12 protein-coding genes are annotated in these 16838 nt (G+C 68.0%); all 12 read left to right on the top strand.

Going from position 1 to position 16838, the window contains the following annotated elements:
* Positions 1-514: 514 nt before the first annotated feature.
* The 12 genes from wecB to AC1DQR_RS05760 all read left to right on the top strand — a co-directional run bounded on the left by wecB (position 515) and on the right by AC1DQR_RS05760 (position 16775).
* Positions 515-1663: a non-hydrolyzing UDP-N-acetylglucosamine 2-epimerase gene (wecB, locus tag AC1DQR_RS05815; protein WP_416048395.1), complete on the top strand. Its 1149-nt coding sequence runs from the start codon at positions 515-517 to the stop codon at positions 1661-1663.
* Positions 1664-1717: 54 nt separating this feature from the next.
* Complete coding sequence (locus AC1DQR_RS05810; protein WP_477132686.1) at positions 1718-3922, top strand: hypothetical protein; 2205 nt, start codon at positions 1718-1720, stop codon at positions 3920-3922.
* 7 nt (positions 3923-3929) lie between these two features.
* Complete coding sequence (locus AC1DQR_RS05805; protein ID WP_477132685.1) at positions 3930-5624, top strand: glycosyl transferase family protein; 1695 nt, start codon at positions 3930-3932, stop codon at positions 5622-5624.
* Complete coding sequence (locus AC1DQR_RS05800; protein ID WP_477132684.1) at positions 5621-8341, top strand: NfrA family protein; 2721 nt, start codon at positions 5621-5623, stop codon at positions 8339-8341. The genes AC1DQR_RS05805 and AC1DQR_RS05800 overlap by 4 nt, the downstream gene beginning before the upstream one ends.
* Before the next feature lie 49 nt (positions 8342-8390).
* A complete protein-coding gene (locus AC1DQR_RS05795) occupies positions 8391-9398 on the top strand; it encodes an alginate O-acetyltransferase AlgX-related protein (RefSeq protein WP_477132683.1) in 1008 nt (335 codons plus the stop codon).
* 4 nt (positions 9399-9402) lie between these two features.
* Complete coding sequence (locus tag AC1DQR_RS05790) at positions 9403-10500, top strand: alginate O-acetyltransferase AlgX-related protein (RefSeq protein ID WP_416048390.1); 1098 nt, start codon at positions 9403-9405, stop codon at positions 10498-10500.
* Positions 10501-10523: 23 nt separating this feature from the next.
* Positions 10524-12110, top strand: a complete 1587-nt coding sequence (locus tag AC1DQR_RS05785) for an MBOAT family O-acyltransferase (RefSeq protein WP_416048389.1) — start codon at positions 10524-10526, stop codon at positions 12108-12110.
* Positions 12111-12149: 39 nt separating this feature from the next.
* Complete coding sequence (locus tag AC1DQR_RS05780) at positions 12150-12407, top strand: acyl carrier protein (RefSeq protein WP_253932094.1); 258 nt, start codon at positions 12150-12152, stop codon at positions 12405-12407.
* Between the two features lie 32 nt (positions 12408-12439).
* Positions 12440-13909: an AMP-binding protein gene (locus AC1DQR_RS05775; protein WP_477132682.1), complete on the top strand. Its 1470-nt coding sequence runs from the start codon at positions 12440-12442 to the stop codon at positions 13907-13909.
* A gap of 2 nt (positions 13910-13911) precedes the next feature.
* The gene (locus tag AC1DQR_RS05770; RefSeq protein WP_477132681.1) at positions 13912-14610 is read left to right on the top strand and encodes an alginate O-acetyltransferase AlgF; all 699 of its coding nucleotides are present in this window, start codon (positions 13912-13914) and stop codon (positions 14608-14610) included.
* A gap of 7 nt (positions 14611-14617) precedes the next feature.
* Positions 14618-15748, top strand: coding sequence for an acyl-CoA dehydrogenase family protein (locus tag AC1DQR_RS05765; RefSeq protein WP_416048386.1), 1131 nt, complete (start codon positions 14618-14620; stop codon positions 15746-15748).
* A gap of 100 nt (positions 15749-15848) precedes the next feature.
* Positions 15849-16775, top strand: coding sequence for a DUF4434 domain-containing protein (locus tag AC1DQR_RS05760; RefSeq protein ID WP_416048385.1), 927 nt, complete (start codon positions 15849-15851; stop codon positions 16773-16775).
* The last annotated feature ends 63 nt before the right edge of the window (positions 16776-16838 follow it).

Raw genomic sequence — 16838 nt, 5'->3', positions numbered from 1 at the left:
TGCGCTTATGAATTGCTCTTCATAATTCGTAAATTCCAAAAAACACCATTGGGCATGCCCTCCCTCATTTGGGTGAGGTTGACGCATCGACCGCATCTCCGTAAGCGCATCACCTATACGCTTCCCAACTTGCGACCGAGGGGTCTGGAAGCCACTGTGCCGAATCGCTCCGCCATGGGAAATCGACCATCAATCCCCTCGGACCGGGGGATATTTCCGGAAAAACGCTGTCACTCATACCCTGTCGCCGCGAATCCCCCGCCCGTATCCTCCCACAAAAGCACTCCGCTCAAGCAAGGCAAAGTGCCATTTCTCCCTACTTTTTAGATTGTCAAAAAATGTAAGCAATTCGCCGATTCAAAGGTTTTTTCCTATCCAGCAAACACTTGCATTGAATTGGGCTACTAGAATCCGTCCCGAATTGCTTGCACGATGCAATACGTCAACGCTAAATCCAGCTTTTCGTACCGGCCGGCAACCTAATAAAACATATATCTTGAGAGAACCAGCCGGCATGAGAGTGCTTTCGATTGTGGGAACTCGGCCCGAAGCCATTAAGATGGCGCCGCTGGTGCAAGCGCTGAATCGCGAGCCCGGCGTGCACAGCGTGCTGTGCGTCAGCGGCCAGCACCGGCAGATGCTGGATCAGGTGATGTCGCTGTTCGCGCTGCAGGCGGACTATGACCTCGATATCATGGCGCCAAACCAGACGCTGAACGGCCTTTTCGGCCTCCTGGTGGCACGCTTCGATCAGGTGTTCGGCGGCGTCAGGCCCGATCACGTCTTGGTGCACGGCGATACCACCACAGCCGCTGCCGCGGCAGTGGCGGCCTTCCATCGCGGCGTCCCGGTGGCGCATGTGGAGGCAGGGCTGCGCACCGGCAATCTGGCCTCGCCCTTTCCGGAAGAGATGAACCGCCGCGTGGCGGATGCGATCAGCGGCCTGCTGTTTGCACCGACGCCGGCTGCGCGCGACAACCTACTCAAGGAAAACCTGGCCGGCGAGATCTTCGTCACCGGCAACACGGTGATCGACGCACTTGCCCTGACCTGCCAGCGCCTGGACGACGATGCCTGCCTAGCCAACACCATTGCCGCCCGCCATGCATGGTTGAACCCGCGCCGCCGCCTGTTGCTGGTGACAGGCCATCGCCGCGAGAGTTTCGGCGAGGGGTTCGAGCGGATCTGCGAAGCACTAGCCCTGCTGGCGCGCCGTGCCGACGTGCAGATTGTCTATCCGGTTCACCTGAACCCGCGTGTGCGTGAAACCGTCATGCGCAAGCTCGCCGGCATCGGCAACGTGCATCTGATCGAGCCGCTCGAGTATCTCGATTTCGTCTGGCTGATGCGCGAAGCCTACCTGGTGCTGACGGACTCCGGCGGCGTGCAGGAGGAAGCGCCGCACCTGGGCAAGCCCGTGCTGGTGATGCGCGACACCACCGAGCGGCCGGAAGCGGTGGCTGCCGGCACCGTCAAGCTGGTCGGCACCGACACCAACCGCATCGTAGCCGAGGTCAACCGCCTGCTGGACGACACCGCGCTCTACGAGCAATGCCGCCGGCAAGTCAATCCCTATGGCGACGGGCGAGCCTGCCAGCGCATCGTTGCCGCGCTGTGCGGCCGCCCCCTCGAGGACTTCCGGCCCGCTGCGCGGACGGCCTGAGCGGCACCGCCCCTCTCCCAAGAACCTCTTGCTACTTCTCCATCTATCTGCGCCATGGTCCTGCGTCTTTGCCACCTGCCTTACCCTGCCCGCTTCCGGCGCGGCCTGATCTACGCCGCCCTGGCGCTGCCGCTGACGGCGTTTGCCGGGGTGCCCGGAGACGCCATCCGCGCGCTGGAGGCCGACACCTGGTTGAGCCGTACCGTGACGCTCGCCGATCTCGGGTTCACCGCGCCGGTGATCATGAACCATAGCGATTCGCGTCACGAGTTCTATCTGCCGGTACCGCGCAACGTACCGCTAGCGGACGCCTCGATCGCGTTCGACTCGCACTATATAAAGACAGAGGACGGCCGCACCAACCTGCTGCTTTCCATCGACGGCCGCCCCGCCTTCGCGCGCCGCTTTGAAAACGGCGAGGGGGAAGCCGCCCGCGCGCTGGCCGTCGAGCGGCGCGCGCGCGCGAGCGGCTTCGTCCGGCTAGGCGTGATCTGGTCGTCCAATACCGCGCAACGGCTGTGCGAGATCGACCGCCCGCTGGGCAACTCACTGACGATCGCGCCCTCCACCCGCCTGAGCTATCGCTATGACGCCGCGGCCCTGCCCACCCTGGAGGACGCCTGGGTTTCGCTGCCGGCCAACGCCGCCATCCTGTTCGCCGCCAACCGGCTCGACCGCGCCGCCTTCGACGCCGCGTGGCGGATCGGTGTGGCGCTGGAGAACGGCGGCAAGCGCGCCACCATGCGCGCCTTCCCCGCGCCAGGCGATATCATCGACACGCGTGAACTGAACGTACCGGCGGGACTGCGGCAGGTACCGGCTTTCGCGGCGCTGGATGCCAGCGCACAGCACCGCGTCGGCAGCGAGGCGGAACTCGGCGCGCTGCTGGTGCTGGGCGCGCCTGCCGTCACCGCGGACCTGGCGGTGGTGGACACCGCCCTGCAAGCCAGGCTGAAGACCGCGCTGGATGCGCTGGCGGCGCAACTGCAGGACGACGTGGATGCGGCGCGGGCCTTCGCCGCCTGGCGCGCCAGCCGCGCGCCGGTGGCCGGAACACCGCTGTCCGCCAAACAGATCCAGCTGACCATGCTGGGCGGCCACCCTGTCATCGCCATCGCCCCGGATGCAGGTGCCGAAGCCGCCGGCATCCTGAGCGGCTTGTGGCGCCGCACGCTGGACTCGCGCAAGGTCGCGGTACGCGCCGCCATGCAGCCCGACCAGGGCGAGCACTCGGCCACGTCGCTGAGCAGCCTGAGCAACGCTGACAGCGCCCTCGATGTGATCGCGCGCGCCGACTGGACCGCCAGCTTCCCGCTCAGCGCGGCGGCTAGCGACGGCCGCGCGCCCAGCGAGGTGGTGGTCGATGTCGCCGCCGCGCCGGGTGCCTCAGGCAGTCCGCCTGTGGTCTCGGTATTCTGGAACGACGTGCTGCTGGCGGCTCGCCAGATCGAGGCCAACGGCCGCCGCAATCGCTTGCTGGCCCAGGTGCCGGGCTATGCCCTGAACGTGCGCAACGTGCTGCGCGTTTCGTTCCAGCGTCAGCCGGTATCGGTCGACTGCAACGAAACCCCGCAGGGCTACCCGGTCACCGTGCTGCCGAGCAGCCACCTGCGCTCGGGCGCCGCCAGGACGGACGGCTCCTTCGTCAGCCTGCTGCCGCTGATGGCAGGCCGGCCGCAGCTGATCGTGCCGGACAGCTATCTGCTGGACGCCGGCGCCCGGCTGGCCCAGGTGGTGCGTCTGGCAGCCGCCAGCGGCTTGTCGCCCTATGGCGCGGAACTGGTGCTGGCCGGCAAGGACCAGGCCGCCCGGCCCACCCGTCCCTTCCTGGCCATGGACGTCAAGCTGCAAGGCATAGAGCCCAAGGTACGCGTGCCAGCCCAGGGCCACCTCCAGATCAATGGCCGTGAAATACAGTGGCTGGACGTCGCCGGCGTGGCCGGCCTCGGCGCCGCCGAAGTGATCGGCGGCGGTGGCCGCGACGGCATCCTCTGGCAGGCCATGGGCGCGCCTGGAGGCAGCCCGGGACAGCCCTTCGTGTTCAACAGGGGCAACGTCATGGTGGTCGGCGCCGACGGCCCGCGCGCCTGGCTCGACAGCGCCAGCCCGGACAGCGATCCCTCCGAAACGCCCGGGATCCTCCAGAAACTGCGCCGCATGGCCGCCAGCCACCTGCTGATCCTCGGCTTTGGTTCCTGCCTGGCAGCCCTGTTGTTCTTCGCCTATCTCGCCAACCGCGCGCGCCGGACAAAGAAGTAAGCCACCCATGTCGTTCCTGTCCTCCATGTATTGGCCCTACCTCGTCGCCGACTATTACCGCGGCCTCGAGATCGTCACCGCCGTGGTGGCCACGCTGATCCTGCTGTCCAGCATCGACGACCTGTTCATCGATCTCTGGTACTGGCTGCGCGAGGCCTACCGCGGCCTGGTCGTGCGGCGCCGCCACAAGCCGCTCTCCACCGGGCAGCTGCGCGCGTGCGAGGAACAGCCGCTCGCCATCATGGTGCCGGCCTGGCTGGAGTTCGACGTCATCGCGCCGATGCTGGAAAACATGGTTTCCACGCTGGAATACCAGAACTACATGATCTTTGTCGGCACCTACTGCAACGATGCGCGCACCATCGACGAGGTGGAGCGCATGCGCCGCCGCTACCGGCAGCTGGTGCGCGTGGAGGTGCCGCACAACGGCCCCACCTGCAAGGCGGACTGCCTGAACTGGATCGTGCAGGCCATCCTGATGCATGAACGGGACATGCCCGTGCCCTTCGCCGGCATGATCCTGCACGACAGCGAAGACGTGCTCCACCCGCTCGAACTGAAGTACTACAACTACCTGTTGCCGCGCATCGACTTCATCCAGTTGCCGGTCGCCTCGCTCGAACGCAGCTGGTACGAACTGGTGGCCGGCACCTATATGGACGAGTTCGCCGAGTGGCACACCAAGGATATGGTGGTGCGCGAAAGCCTGTCGAAGATGGTGCCCTCGGCCGGCGTCGGCACCTGCTTCTCGCGCCGCGCGCTGGTGGAGCTGTCGGCGCAGACCAACAACCAGCCCTTCAACACCGACAGCCTGACCGAGGACTACGACATCGGGGCGCGCCTGTCGCGGCGCGGCATGAAGCAGATTTTCGGCAAATTCAAGGTGGAGTACGCCACGCGCCGGGTGTCGTGGTTCGGCCTGGGCAAGGAAAAGATCGGAACCATCTCCATGCCGCTGGGCGTGCGCGAGTATTTCCCCGACACCTTCCGCACCGCCTACCGGCAAAAGGCGCGCTGGCTGCTGGGCATCGGCCTGCAAGGCTGGCAGCAAGTCGGCTGGTCCGGCTCTCTGACCACCAAATACCTGTTGTACCGCGACCGCAAGGGCCTCGTGACCTCCTTTATCTCGATCCTGGCCTATCTGCTGCTGGCCAACTTCCTGCTGTTTTACCTCGCCGATGCCATGGGCTGGTGGACCGTCCACTATCCCCCGCTGTTCCGGCCCGGGAGCTGGCTGGGCACGCTGATGTGGCTCAACACCATCGCACTGGCGCTGCGCACGCTGCAACGGATCTACTTCGTTGGCAGCATGTACGGCTGGGAGCATGGCCTGCTGTCGGTGCCGCGCATGATGATCGGCAACTTTATCAACGCCATGGCCGCTGCGCGCGCGTGGCGGCTCTTTCTCGGCCACATGTTCTTTGGCCAGCGGCTGGTGTGGGACAAGACCATGCATGACTTCCCTTCGTCCGATCAATTGACGCAGCAGCGGCGCCGGCTTGGCGAACTGCTGCTGTCGTGGCACGCCATCGACGAGACCAAGCTGGCCCGCGCCCTCGACCTGCAGGCCACCGCGCACCGGCCGCTCGGCAAGATCCTGCTGGAGCAAGGCTGGCTGGACGAGGTCACCCTGCTCGAAGCGATTGCCTTCCAGCAGAACATGGCCCCCTCCACCGCCGCACCGCACGGAGCCGCCGCATGAGGGCGCGCACCCGTTTGATTGTCCTGCTCTCGTCGCTGAGCGGCGCCGCCCTGCTGCCGGCGGCCCCCGCGTTCGCCGAGCCGGCCGCCAGCGACGCGCCGCTCAGGGGCAAAGCCTGGCAACTGGCCGACGAAGGCTACAAAGCCTATGACAAGGGCAGCTACGCAAAGGCCCAGGCCAGGGCACAAGCCGCCATCCGGCTGCGGCCGGACGTGGCGCAGCTGCACCTGCTGCTGATCTACTCGCTGCAAAAGCAGGGCAAGCTGGCGCAAGCCGAACGCGCCGTGGCGGCCGCCAGCGCTGCCGGGGCCGACAGCCCCGCCCTGCGCGAGGCGCACGCCGCGCTGCGCGCCGGCGCCCAGGGCGGCGCGGCCCCGGCCACGCAGGCCTTTCGCACGGGCTTTCCGTTTGCCACGCAAGCCTACGCCGCCTACAACGACGGCGACTACAAAACCGCCGCCGCCGCCGCGCAGAGAGCATTCGCCGCCGACCCGAGCCAAGGCGCGTGGGCGCTGCTGTGGCAGGACGCCCTGGCCGCGCAAGGCGACGACAAGGGTGCCCTGCGGGCCATCGAACGCGCGCTGGCCGCCGGCGCGCCCAACCGGTCCGACCTGATCGCGCGCCGCCAAGGCCTGCTGCGCCAGATGTCGGTACCCTCCGCCCAGCCTGGCTACCAGGCGCTGATCGCCAATCGTGCGGCCGACGCCATCGCACCGGCCCGGCAGGCGGTCGCGCTGGCGCCCGACACGGCCAGCCACCGCCTGCTGCTTGTCACCGCGCTGATGCTGGACGAACAGCTCGCCGAAGCAGAAAGCGCGGCCGGCGAAGCGCTGCGGCAAGACAGCGAAGATACCGTGGCCCTGCTGATGCGAGCCTACCTGCGGCAGCGCCAGGGCAAGACCGCCCAGGCGGAAGCCGACTTCGACAGCGCGCTCGGGCAGGACTGGCTGGACGACGAGCAGCGGCACAATGTGCGCCTGATCGCCGCCGACGCGGCGCTGGCCGCCGGCAACGGCCAGCGCGTGCAGGCGCTGCTGGCCGCGCTGGACGGCAAGGACAAGGCCGTGCGCAGGCGCCTGGACGAAGCCGGCCGCGCGCGGGCGCCCAAGGCCGCGCTGACGCTCGCCAGCTTTCCTCCCCCGGTACAGCACTGCCGCGACACGCCCTATGGCACGGCGTGCGAACTGCTGCCGGCGGACGCCTCCGGCGGCAGCCCTGCCGCGCTGGCCTATGCCGCCTATGGCCGGCACGACTACCAGGAAGCGATCGCGCAAGCGCGCAAGGCCGTCGAGCACGACCCGGGCGAGCAGAGCCAGGCGCTGCTGACCACCGCGCTGGCGGCCGGCAACCGCTTGCAGGCCCGCGAGGCCGCCACGCGGCTGAATACCGCGCTGGAGCGGCAAGCCGGCGATGCCGGCCTGCTGATGCGGCGCGCCTATGTCAATCAGCGGCTGGGCATGCCGGAACAAGCCTTGCGCGACATCCAGGCCGCCCGCGCGACCGGCAAGGTGCCACCGCTCGCCATCCTCGACGAGGGCTATGCGCGCGCCGGCGCGGGCGACAAGCGCGGCGCCACGCAAACGCTGATGCAGGCCATCGACCAGGCCGATGCGGGCGCGCTCGCCCTGGACGAGGAGCAGCGCTACAACACGCGCGGCGCGATCGCGGGATTCTCGCGCGAGTGGGGAGGCTATGTATCCGCGGCTTACCGCGGCGCCCGGCCGGCGGCGGCGGATTTTGGCGGCGCCGCCATTTCCACGCCGGGCGATGCGGCCTTCGGCACCGCGGAGATATTCTGGCGCCCGCCMACCTTCCTCAAYACCTCGAACCGGACCTTCGAACTCTACGGGCGCTTGTCGAGCACGATCTACGACAATGGCGGCAAGACGCACGCGCAACGCCTTTCGGACCCCTGCGGCGGCGCGGCGGCGGCCCACACGGACCTGGGCGAGTCGCGCAGCCGCGGCATCGCCGGCGTGCCCACCACCGTGGGCGCGCTGGGGCTGCGCTTCACGCCGTCGCATGAGGTTGGCCTCACCTTTGGGCTGGAGCGCCAGTTCCTGCTCGGCACCGCCACCCGCAGCGGCATGCTGATCCCGGCCGACGCCAGCCAGCGCTGCGCGCTCAACCGGCAAAACCAGAGCGCCCGTTATGAGGCCGATGCCGGCTCCGGCGGATGGCTCACCTATGTCACCTACGGCATCTACGAAGGCAGCGGGCTGCGGCTGGATGTGCCGAGCTGGTTCACCGTTGAAGGCTATGTGCAGGGTGGCTACAGCTTGCAGGATATCGCCGCGCGCTACTCGCTGCGCGACAACAGCACCGGCGCCGAGACCGCCAGCGGCTCGGGCCGCCTGCGCCGCGACCAGGCCTTCGCCGCCGGTGAGATCCGGGCCGGCCGCAGCTTCCGCCTCGACGCCATCGACGAGCGGCTGATCCTGTTTCCTTACGTGGTGCTGGGCGCCGACTGGCTGTGGCAGAAGAGCCGCGCCTCCGGCACGCTGGGCACGGTGTCGGGCAGCACCAGCCTGCAAGGCAACGGCGCCACCTGGTCGATTGGCGCCGGCCCCGGCTTCAACCTGCGCTACTGGTTCCGGCAAGACCGATACAACGCGCCGCGCTCCTACCTGGACTGGGGCGTGCAATACCGCGCGGGGCTCGCCGGACACGCCAATCGCGCCAAGGGGCTGTTCATGAACCTGACCTTCTCTTACTGAAACGCCGATTGCGGCGCTCCCCGCCATCGCTCCCAAAGAAATGATACCCATGCACCCGTCTTGCGAAACACCGCTGCGCCCACCCCGGCGCGTCCGCACCTGGCTGGGCCGCGGCCTGGCCGGCGCCGCTCTTGCCTGGTCGGCCATGGCCTGCGCCGACAGTTCGTCCATCATCATCGAAGGCAAGGACAACTGGCTGTTCCCGGGCTGGGGCAGCCTGACACACGTCGATACGGCCGGCATCGATGCGTCCGCGGCGCTGGTGACCGAGGCGCGCAGCGCGCTGATGGCGCGCGATATCCGGCTGGTGGTGCTGCTGGTGCCCGACAAGGCGCGTTTCTACCAGGACAAGCTGCCGGACGGCAAATCCATGAGCGCCGACGTCGCCGCGCGCTACCAGACCGTGCTCGGCAGACTGCGCAAGGCGGGCGTGCCCAGCTTCGACGATGAAGCCGTGCTGCTCAAGCTCAGGAACGAAGGGCGCGACGTCTATTACCGCACCGACCAGCACTGGACGCAGGCCGCCGCCGACGCCACCGCCCGGGCCACCGCCGAGATGGTCGCGCAGCAGGTGCCGAAGCTCGCCGGCCAGCCCGGCAGCGGCATGGCGCTGGGCGCCTTGTCCAACGAGCGGCGCTACGGCGATCTGTCTGAACTGTTCCTGACGCCCGAGCGCAAGAAGGCGGTCGGGCGCGAAACGTTCACGATACGCAAGACCGCCGACAACCAGGCCCTGCTGGACGACGCCGCGGCGCCGGTGCATGTGACCGGCCACAGCATGGTCCAGCCCTATTTCGGCTATCCGCAGATGCTCTCGAACACGTTGGACCGCCCGGTCTCGGTCAACTGGAAACCCGGCAACGTGGGGCCGTGGGTCATGCTGCTGGAGTACCTGGAATCCCCCGCCTTCCGCCAGCAACCGCCGCAGGTGCTGGTCTGGCARCTGTTCGARCCSKCCTWCTCGCAGGGGCCGGACGCGCGYGGCCTGTGGGACAACGCCTCGCTGATGAGCGCCGATACCTGGCGCAAGCGGCTCCAGGCCGCCGTGGGGCGCTAAAGGCATGACCATCAAGCACGATACCGAGCCATCCCACCGCCTGGGCGCGGCCGTGTGCGCCACCTTGCTGGCGGCGGGGCTGGCCTGGGGCATTCACTCGCTGTGGCAGGCCCGCCCCCGGCTCGCCGGGCTGACTCAGCCAGCCTGGCTGGACGGCTCGGCGGGCCAGGTGCTCAGGCAAACCCTGAGCTTGCCGGCGCAAGCGCAAGTGGAGACAGGGCTGGCCGCGCTGCGCTACCGGTTGCTGGGCAACCTTGGCGAGCAGGTCGTGCAGGGATGCCCGGGCTGGCTGTTCTATCGCGACGGCCTGCAACCGCCGCCCGGCCACGCGCAAGCCTTTGCCGAGCGCCTGCGGTTGATGCGGCATTGGGTTGGCGAGTTGCGCGCGGCCGGGGTGCGGGTGCTGGTCGTGGCCGTGCCCGACAAATCGCGCATCGAGGCGGCACGCCTGTGCGGCTTGCAGGCATCGCAGGCGATGCGCGAGCGCCTGGACGACTGGCACGCCAGCCTTGCCGCCAGCCAGGTGCCGTATGTGGACCTGCGCGCTGCGCTGGACACCCGCACGCCTGGCTATTTCCGCACCGACGTGCATATGAACAACCACGGCGCCACCACCAGCGCCGAAGCGGTGGCAGCGGCAGCCCTGCACTTCCTGGGGCAGCCAGGCCAGCAACGCTACGCCGTAGGCAACGCCGCCGGCGCCACCGTGCGCGTGGGCGACTTGCTGGTGCTGGCCGGCCTGGGACACGCCCCCGACCGCTGGCGCCCGCTGCCCGACCTGGTGCGGGAGCAAACCATCAAGCCGGAGACCGCGGGCGGCCTGCTCGATGAGGTGGCGCCACCCGAGGTGTTGCTGGCCGGCAGCTCCAACGGCCGGCGCAGCCACTTCGCCGAGCGCCTGGGCATGCGGCTGGGCCGCCAGGTCTGGAACCTGAGCCTGGACGGCGGGCAGTTCTCCGGCGCGCTCCAGGCCGCGCTCCGGCAACGCGCGCAATGGCCTGCCAGCCTGCGGCTGGTGATCTGGGAATTCTCGGAGATGGCGTTGTCCCTGCCGCTGACCGAGGAAGAGAAAACAACCCTGGCCACCCTGCCATCGCGGTAAGGGACAAGCCATAGCCAACCACCATGCTCTTCAACTCCCTGCTCTTCCTGCTGCTGTTCCTGCCCGTCGCGCTGCTGGTGCATTACCTGCTGGGCGCCCGGTCCCTGCGCGCGGCCGCCGCATGGCTGTGCCTGACCTCGTTCGTCTTCTACGGCTGGTGGAACCCGCAGTTCGTGGCGTTGCTGGCCGTGTCGATCGCCTTCAATTACGGGGGGAGCCAGCTGATCCTGTATTTCAAGGGACGCACCGTGCTGCAGACGCTGGCGACGGCGCTCGGCGTGGCGGCGGATCTCGGCCTGCTGCTTCACTACAAGTATTTCACCGCGCTGCTGGGCTTCCTGCATGAGCTTGGCCTGAGCGGCGCCAGCCCGGCGGGGTCCGTGATCCTGCCGCTCGGCATCTCGTTCTTCACCTTCACCCAGATCGGCTACCTGCTGGACTGCCGCGCCGGCATCGTGAGCGAACGCAGCCCGCTGAGCTACGTGCTGTTCGTGACCTTCTTCCCGCACCTGATCGCCGGGCCCATCCTGCACCACAAGGAGATGATGCCGCAGTTCGCGCAACGGGAGAACTACCGTTTCAAGGCAGAGAACCTGTCGGTCGGCGGCATGCTGTTCGTCATCGGGCTGGCCAAGAAGGTGCTGCTGGCCGATGCCATTGCGCCCTATGCCGACGCGGGCTTCGCCGATCCGGCCAGCCTGCGGTTCTGGGCCGCCTGGGGTGCCAGCCTGTCGTATGCGCTGCAGCTTTACTTCGATTTTTCCGGCTACTCGGACATGGCGCTCGGCCTGGCCAAGATGTTCGGCATCCGCTTCCCGCTCAACTTCAACTCGCCCTACAAGGCATCGAGCATCATCGATTTCTGGGCGCGCTGGCACATCACGCTGACGCGCTACCTGACCGCCTACCTGTACTACCCGGTGGCCATGGCGGTATCGCGCAGGCGCACCGCTCGGGGCCTGCCAGTCGGCGCGGCCGGGGTGGCCACCGCCGACGGCTTCGCCGCCATGATCGTGCTGCCGACCGCCTTCACCATGGGCCTGGCCGGCATCTGGCACGGCGCCGGCCTGCAGTACCTGGTATTTGGCCTGCTGCATGCGGGCTACCTGTCGGTCAACCACGCCTGGCGCATCTTCGTGGCCGGCCGCAAGCCCGCCGCCGCGCGGCAGACGCGGGCCGCAACGCGCGTGGCCTGCGTGCTGCTGACCTTTGCCGCCGTGCTGGTGGCGCAGGTGTTCTTCCGCGCCAGCGGCATGCACGACGCCCTGGCCCTGCTGGAAGGCCTGGCCGGCCTGCGCGGCTTCGAAGCCATCGCCGCGCTGCCGTGGCCGGATGCCACGCTCACCCCGGGCGACGCCTGGCGCATGCTGGCCGGGCGCCACCTGCAGCTGCTCTACCTGCTGGCGATGCTGGCCATTGTCTGGCTGGCGCCCAACGCCCACCAGATCCTGGGCCGCTGGTCGCCGGCGCTGGCGCGCGCGCAGCAAAGCAGCTGGTCCGTGCTGCGCTGGCGGCCCACGCCGGGCTGGGCCGCGGTCATGCTGGTCCTGCTCTTCCTGTGCCTGGCCAACCTGCACCAGGAAGCGCGCTTTCTCTATTTCCAATTCTGAATCCAATGCTGAGCGCCGCAGGCGCAGGGAGACTATCCAATGCACACGCAATTCACCGACAACCAGGCGGCAGTCGAAAACAAGCTCGTCAAGATCATCGAAAGCGTGATCCTCACCCGGGTCGATCCTGACACCCTGCTGATCGAGTCCGGCCTGGTCGACTCGCTCAGCGCGGTGGACCTGGCCCTGGCGGTCGAACGCGAGTTCGGCTGCAAGATCCCGCCCACCGAGATCGACGTCCATCTCGAATCAGTGCGCACGCTGGCCGCCTTCATCACCGCCCAGGGCCATGCCTGAGCCCCGTTCGGACGCGCCATCCGGAGTTCCCCATGCGCTTTGACTTTGACAATTTCCGCTTCGCCGATCCCGACTCGGCGGGCGGCGCCCTGGCCGTGGTGGATATGCAGGACGGCCTGAGCTGGAACACGCTGCGCGCCCGTACCGGGGCCTGGGCAGCCGCCGCCCGCGCGGCCGGCGCCCGCCCCGACGTGCCGCTGGTGATCGTCGGCCACAAGGAGGCCGCCTTCCTGGTGGCCATGCTCGGCTGCCTGACGCTTGGCGTGCCCTTCGTGCCGGTGGACCGCATCAACCCGGCCGGGCGCGTGCGCCGCATCATCGAGATCGTCGGGGCGCCGCTGGTGTACGAGGCGGACAACGACGTCTTCCGCCCCGGCACCGCCGCCACGGTCCTGAAGGAGCGCGGCGTGGCCTACATCATATTCACCTCGGGCAGCACCGGCGACCCCAAGGGCGTGCAGATCGGCCGCGAGAGCCTGGGCCTGTTCGCCGGCTGGATCCGCGACTGCCTGCGGCTGGACGCCGCGCCAGTGTTCATGGACCAGATGCTGTTCAGCTTCGACTTCTCGCTGTTCAACGTAGTTGGCGCGCTGGGCCTGGGTGGCACCTGCGTGCTGTGCCCGCGCGAGCTGACCGCCGAGCGCGACGCCTTCGCCGCCTACCTGGCGCGCCACCACGTCACGATGTGGGCGTCGACGCCGTCATTCGTGCGCCAGCAGTTGCTCAACCCCGCCTTCAACGCGGCCACCCTGCCCGAACTTAAGATTTTCCTTTTTGGCGCCGAATCGCTATCGCCGACGCTGGCCGAGGCGCTGTGGGAACGCTTCCCGGCCGCGCGCATCGTCAACTCCTATGGCCCCACGGAGGCAACCTGCTCCACCACCTGGGTCGAAATCGACGCCGCGCTGCGCCAGCAAGCCCCCAATCCGTTCCCGATCGGCCGGGCCAAGCCCTACGCGGCACTGTTCCTCGACCAGGGCGAGCTGTGCATCGCCGGCGACCACGTGATGCGCGGCTACCTGAACCGGCCCGACCTCAACCAGACCCGCCTGTTTCTTCACCAGGGCAAGCGCGCGTACCGCAGCGGCGATCTCGCGCATATCGACGCCGCCGGGCTGGTGCATTTCCGGGGACGCGCCGACGACCAGATCAAGCTGCACGGCTACCGCATCGAACTGGCCGAAGTGGATGCCGCGCTAGCCAGCCTGGCCGGCGTACGCGCGGGCGCGGCGGTCGCATTGCGGCGCGCGGACGGCGCGATCGTCCGCATGATCGGTTTCCTCGAACTGGAAGACAGCCCCGCAAGCCAAGCCGCCGAGCCACCGCCGCCGGCGGCGCTGGCCGACTGGAAACAAGCGCTGGGGCGGAGCCTGCCGCCGTACATGATCCCTTCCGAACTGGTCGCCTGCGCCCGCTTCCCCACCACCAGCACCGACAAGGTCGATCGCAAGCAGCTGGAGCGCCAGTACCTGCAGGCGCGCCTGAGCGGTGCGAAGGAATAGCCATGCCCAAGTTCCACGCCTTGCGAACAACCCTTGCCGCCACGCTGGCCAGCATGGCTGCGGCAACCGTCTGCGCCGCGCCGCCCGCCACCGAAGGCGCGCTGGCCCAGCTCTATGCGGCGCGTCCGCCGCAGGGATCCGCCTACGTCCGGGTGCTCAACCCGGACGCCGCCACGGCTACCGTGGTGGTAGCCCGGGGCCAGGCCCAGGCCATCGGCGGCAATGGCCCCGCCGCCACCACCTATGCCGTGGTCAAGGGCGGCCAGCCCTTCACCGTGCGCGTCGACGGCAAAGAGGCCGCCACTCTGCAGGTGCAGCCAGACACCTTCACCACGCTGCTGCTGGCGCGCACCGGCGGCAAGCTGTCGGTGGTCCCGCTGGACGACGGCAGCGGCGGCCCGGATGCGCTCAAAGCGGAACTGCGCTTCTACAACGCCATCCGCGACTGCGAGGGCGCCCAGTTGGCGCTGGCACCGTCCGGCACATCGATCTTCCAGGCCGTGCGGCCCCACAGCGCCGTCCATCGCGCCATCAACCCGGTCAGCGCAATCGTCAATGCCGCGTGCGGCAGCGCGCGCGCGCCCGAACTGGCACTGCCTGCACTGCAGCCGGGCGACCACTACAGCCTGTTCCTGACCGGCAGCGCGGCCAGGCCCGTACTGCGCGGCCAGGTCAGCCGCACCGACCCTTACAGCAAATAAGCCACCCATGCGCCCAGTCTTCCGAGACGACCACGAACAATTCCGCGAGCAGGTACAGCGCTTTATCGCCCAGGAAATCACCCCGTGCTATGCCGGATGGGAGCGCCAGGGAATCACGCCGAAACACCTGTGGCAACGCGCGGGCAGCGCCGGCCTGCTCAACTGCGCCCTGCCCGAGCCCTTCGGCGCCGGCGGCGACTTCGGCCATGCCACCGTGGTGATCGAGGAACTGGCGCGCGCCAACTACCTCGGCATCGGCTTCTCCATCCACTCGGACATGGTCGCCCCCTATCTGCACCGCTACGGCACCCCAGCCCAGCAGATGCGATGGCTCCCCGCCATGGCGCGCGGCGAGTGCATCGGCGCCATCGCCATGACCGAGCCCGATGCCGGCAGCGACCTCAAGGCGATCCGCACCCGCGCCCGCCCCGACGGCAACGGCGGCTACGTGCTGAGCGGGCAAAAAACGTTTATCACCAACGGCGTCAACGCCGGACTGGTGATCGTGGCCGCTAGCACCAAACCGGAGCTGGGCGCGCGCGGCCTCTCCCTGTTCTGTCTGGACGACGGCATGCCGGGCTTGCGCAAGGGACCGCCCCTGGCCAAAATCGGCCAGCACGCGCAAGACACCTGTGAGTTGTTCTTCGACGATGTACCGGTCGGCGCCGATCGTCTGCTGGGCGCGGAAAACAGCGGCTTTGACCTGCTGGCCCAGCAACTGGCGCCGGAACGCCTGGCTATTGCATTGCGGGCCTGCGCCTCACTGGAAGGCATGCTGGAAGAGGCGATCGCCTACACACGCCAGCGCAAGGCCTTCGGCCGGCGCGTGATCGACTACCAAAACACCCGCTTCAAGCTGGCCGATGGCCGTGCGCAGTTGGCCATGCTGCGCGTGTTCCTAGACCATTGCCTAACGCTGCAGTTGCAGGACCGCCTCGACCCTGTCACCGCCGCCATCGCCAAGCTCAACGCCACCGAACTGCAAGGCCGCATACTCGACGACCTGCTGCAGATGTATGGCGGCTATGGTTATATGGCCGAATACAGCATGGGTCGCGCATGGGTCGACGCCCGTGCCATGCGCATCTACGGCGGCACCAGCGAGATCATGCGCGAGCTAATCGCCCGCGCGATCTGAGCAGCGCAAGCCCCATGACTTTATGAGCCAGCCTATCCTCGACCCTCGCCATCCATTTTCCACCCCAGGGCGCCGCCGCCTGTTGCGCGCGGCAACTGCGTTGCCGCTGCTCCCCCTGCTCCCTCTCACAGCCTGCACCGGCCGGCCGGTGTTTGCTTCGACCTTCTTGCAGGTATGGCGCAGCCACCTCGAACTCGGGCAGGCGGAATGGCACCAGCGCCTGAAGACCGTGCGCGCCCTGGGCTGCGGCGAGATCGTGATCCAGTGGGCCGCGATGGATGGCGAGCAGCCCTGGGAAATCCCCGAGGCGCTGCTGGACTTCCTGTTCGACGATAGCGGCCAGCTCGGCCTGGGCATCCGGCTCGGACTGCCCTACGATGAACGCTGGTGGCAAGCACTGGGCGCGCCCGACGCCGCCACGCTGCCACGCTTTCTCGCCCAGACTCGCGCACGCAGCGTGGCCTATGCCGAGCAGGCCAAATGGCCGAGGCGGAGCAATTTCAGCGGCTGGTACATTCCCTACGAACTGGAGCAGCACAACTGGGGCACGCCGCAGCGGCAAGCCCTGTTGGTGCCCTGGCTCCAATCCATCGCCTCCGCCACATCGGCAGGCCGCACCCCGCAGCCGGCCATTTCCACCTACTACAGCCGCTTGCCCTCTTCCGGCACACTGGAGGAGCTATGGGCCGTCATACTCGACCAGGTGGTGATTCGCCCGATGATCCAGGACGGCGTCGGGGTCAACGGCCTGGACAACTACCAGGCGCTAGCGCCGTTGCTCGCGCTGCTGCGCACCCGCGAGACATCGTTCGACCTCATCGTGGAACTGTTCCAGGAACTGCCTTCCCAGGACGCCACCAGCTTCAAAGCCGTCTCCGCCGGCCTGCTGCGGCTGCAGCGGCAACTAGCCATTGCGCGGCAAGCGGGTGGCCAACAACTGGTTGCCTTCGCTCTCGATCCCTGGGTGATTGGAGAATCTCCGCAAGCAAAGCAACTTCTGGAAGCCTGGCGCGAACTCAGTGAATAGGCACCGATGGTGGAAAAATCCTGTCTGTATTGGCTGAATTCGCGCCCCTTAGGTGCTGGCAAT

Source organism: Cupriavidus sp. 05L411, assembly GCF_056398045.1.
Note: the sequence above shows the minus strand (reverse complement) of the source record. Positions and strands in the feature narration are given on the sequence as shown.

What these genes read in the sequence shown, in the direction of transcription:
- wecB (WP_416048395.1), top strand. Translation starts at nt 515, where the DNA reads ATGAGAGTGCTTTCGATTGTGGGAACTCGGCCCGAAGCCATTAAGATG.
- AC1DQR_RS05810 (WP_477132686.1), top strand. Translation starts at nt 1,718, where the DNA reads ATGGTCCTGCGTCTTTGCCACCTGCCTTACCCTGCCCGCTTCCGGCGC.
- AC1DQR_RS05805 (WP_477132685.1), top strand. Translation starts at nt 3,930, where the DNA reads ATGTCGTTCCTGTCCTCCATGTATTGGCCCTACCTCGTCGCCGACTAT.
- AC1DQR_RS05790 (WP_416048390.1), top strand. Translation starts at nt 9,403, where the DNA reads ATGACCATCAAGCACGATACCGAGCCATCCCACCGCCTGGGCGCGGCC.
- AC1DQR_RS05785 (WP_416048389.1), top strand. Translation starts at nt 10,524, where the DNA reads ATGCTCTTCAACTCCCTGCTCTTCCTGCTGCTGTTCCTGCCCGTCGCG.
- AC1DQR_RS05780 (WP_253932094.1), top strand. Translation starts at nt 12,150, where the DNA reads ATGCACACGCAATTCACCGACAACCAGGCGGCAGTCGAAAACAAGCTC.
- AC1DQR_RS05775 (WP_477132682.1), top strand. Translation starts at nt 12,440, where the DNA reads ATGCGCTTTGACTTTGACAATTTCCGCTTCGCCGATCCCGACTCGGCG.
- AC1DQR_RS05770 (WP_477132681.1), top strand. Translation starts at nt 13,912, where the DNA reads ATGCCCAAGTTCCACGCCTTGCGAACAACCCTTGCCGCCACGCTGGCC.
- AC1DQR_RS05765 (WP_416048386.1), top strand. Translation starts at nt 14,618, where the DNA reads ATGCGCCCAGTCTTCCGAGACGACCACGAACAATTCCGCGAGCAGGTA.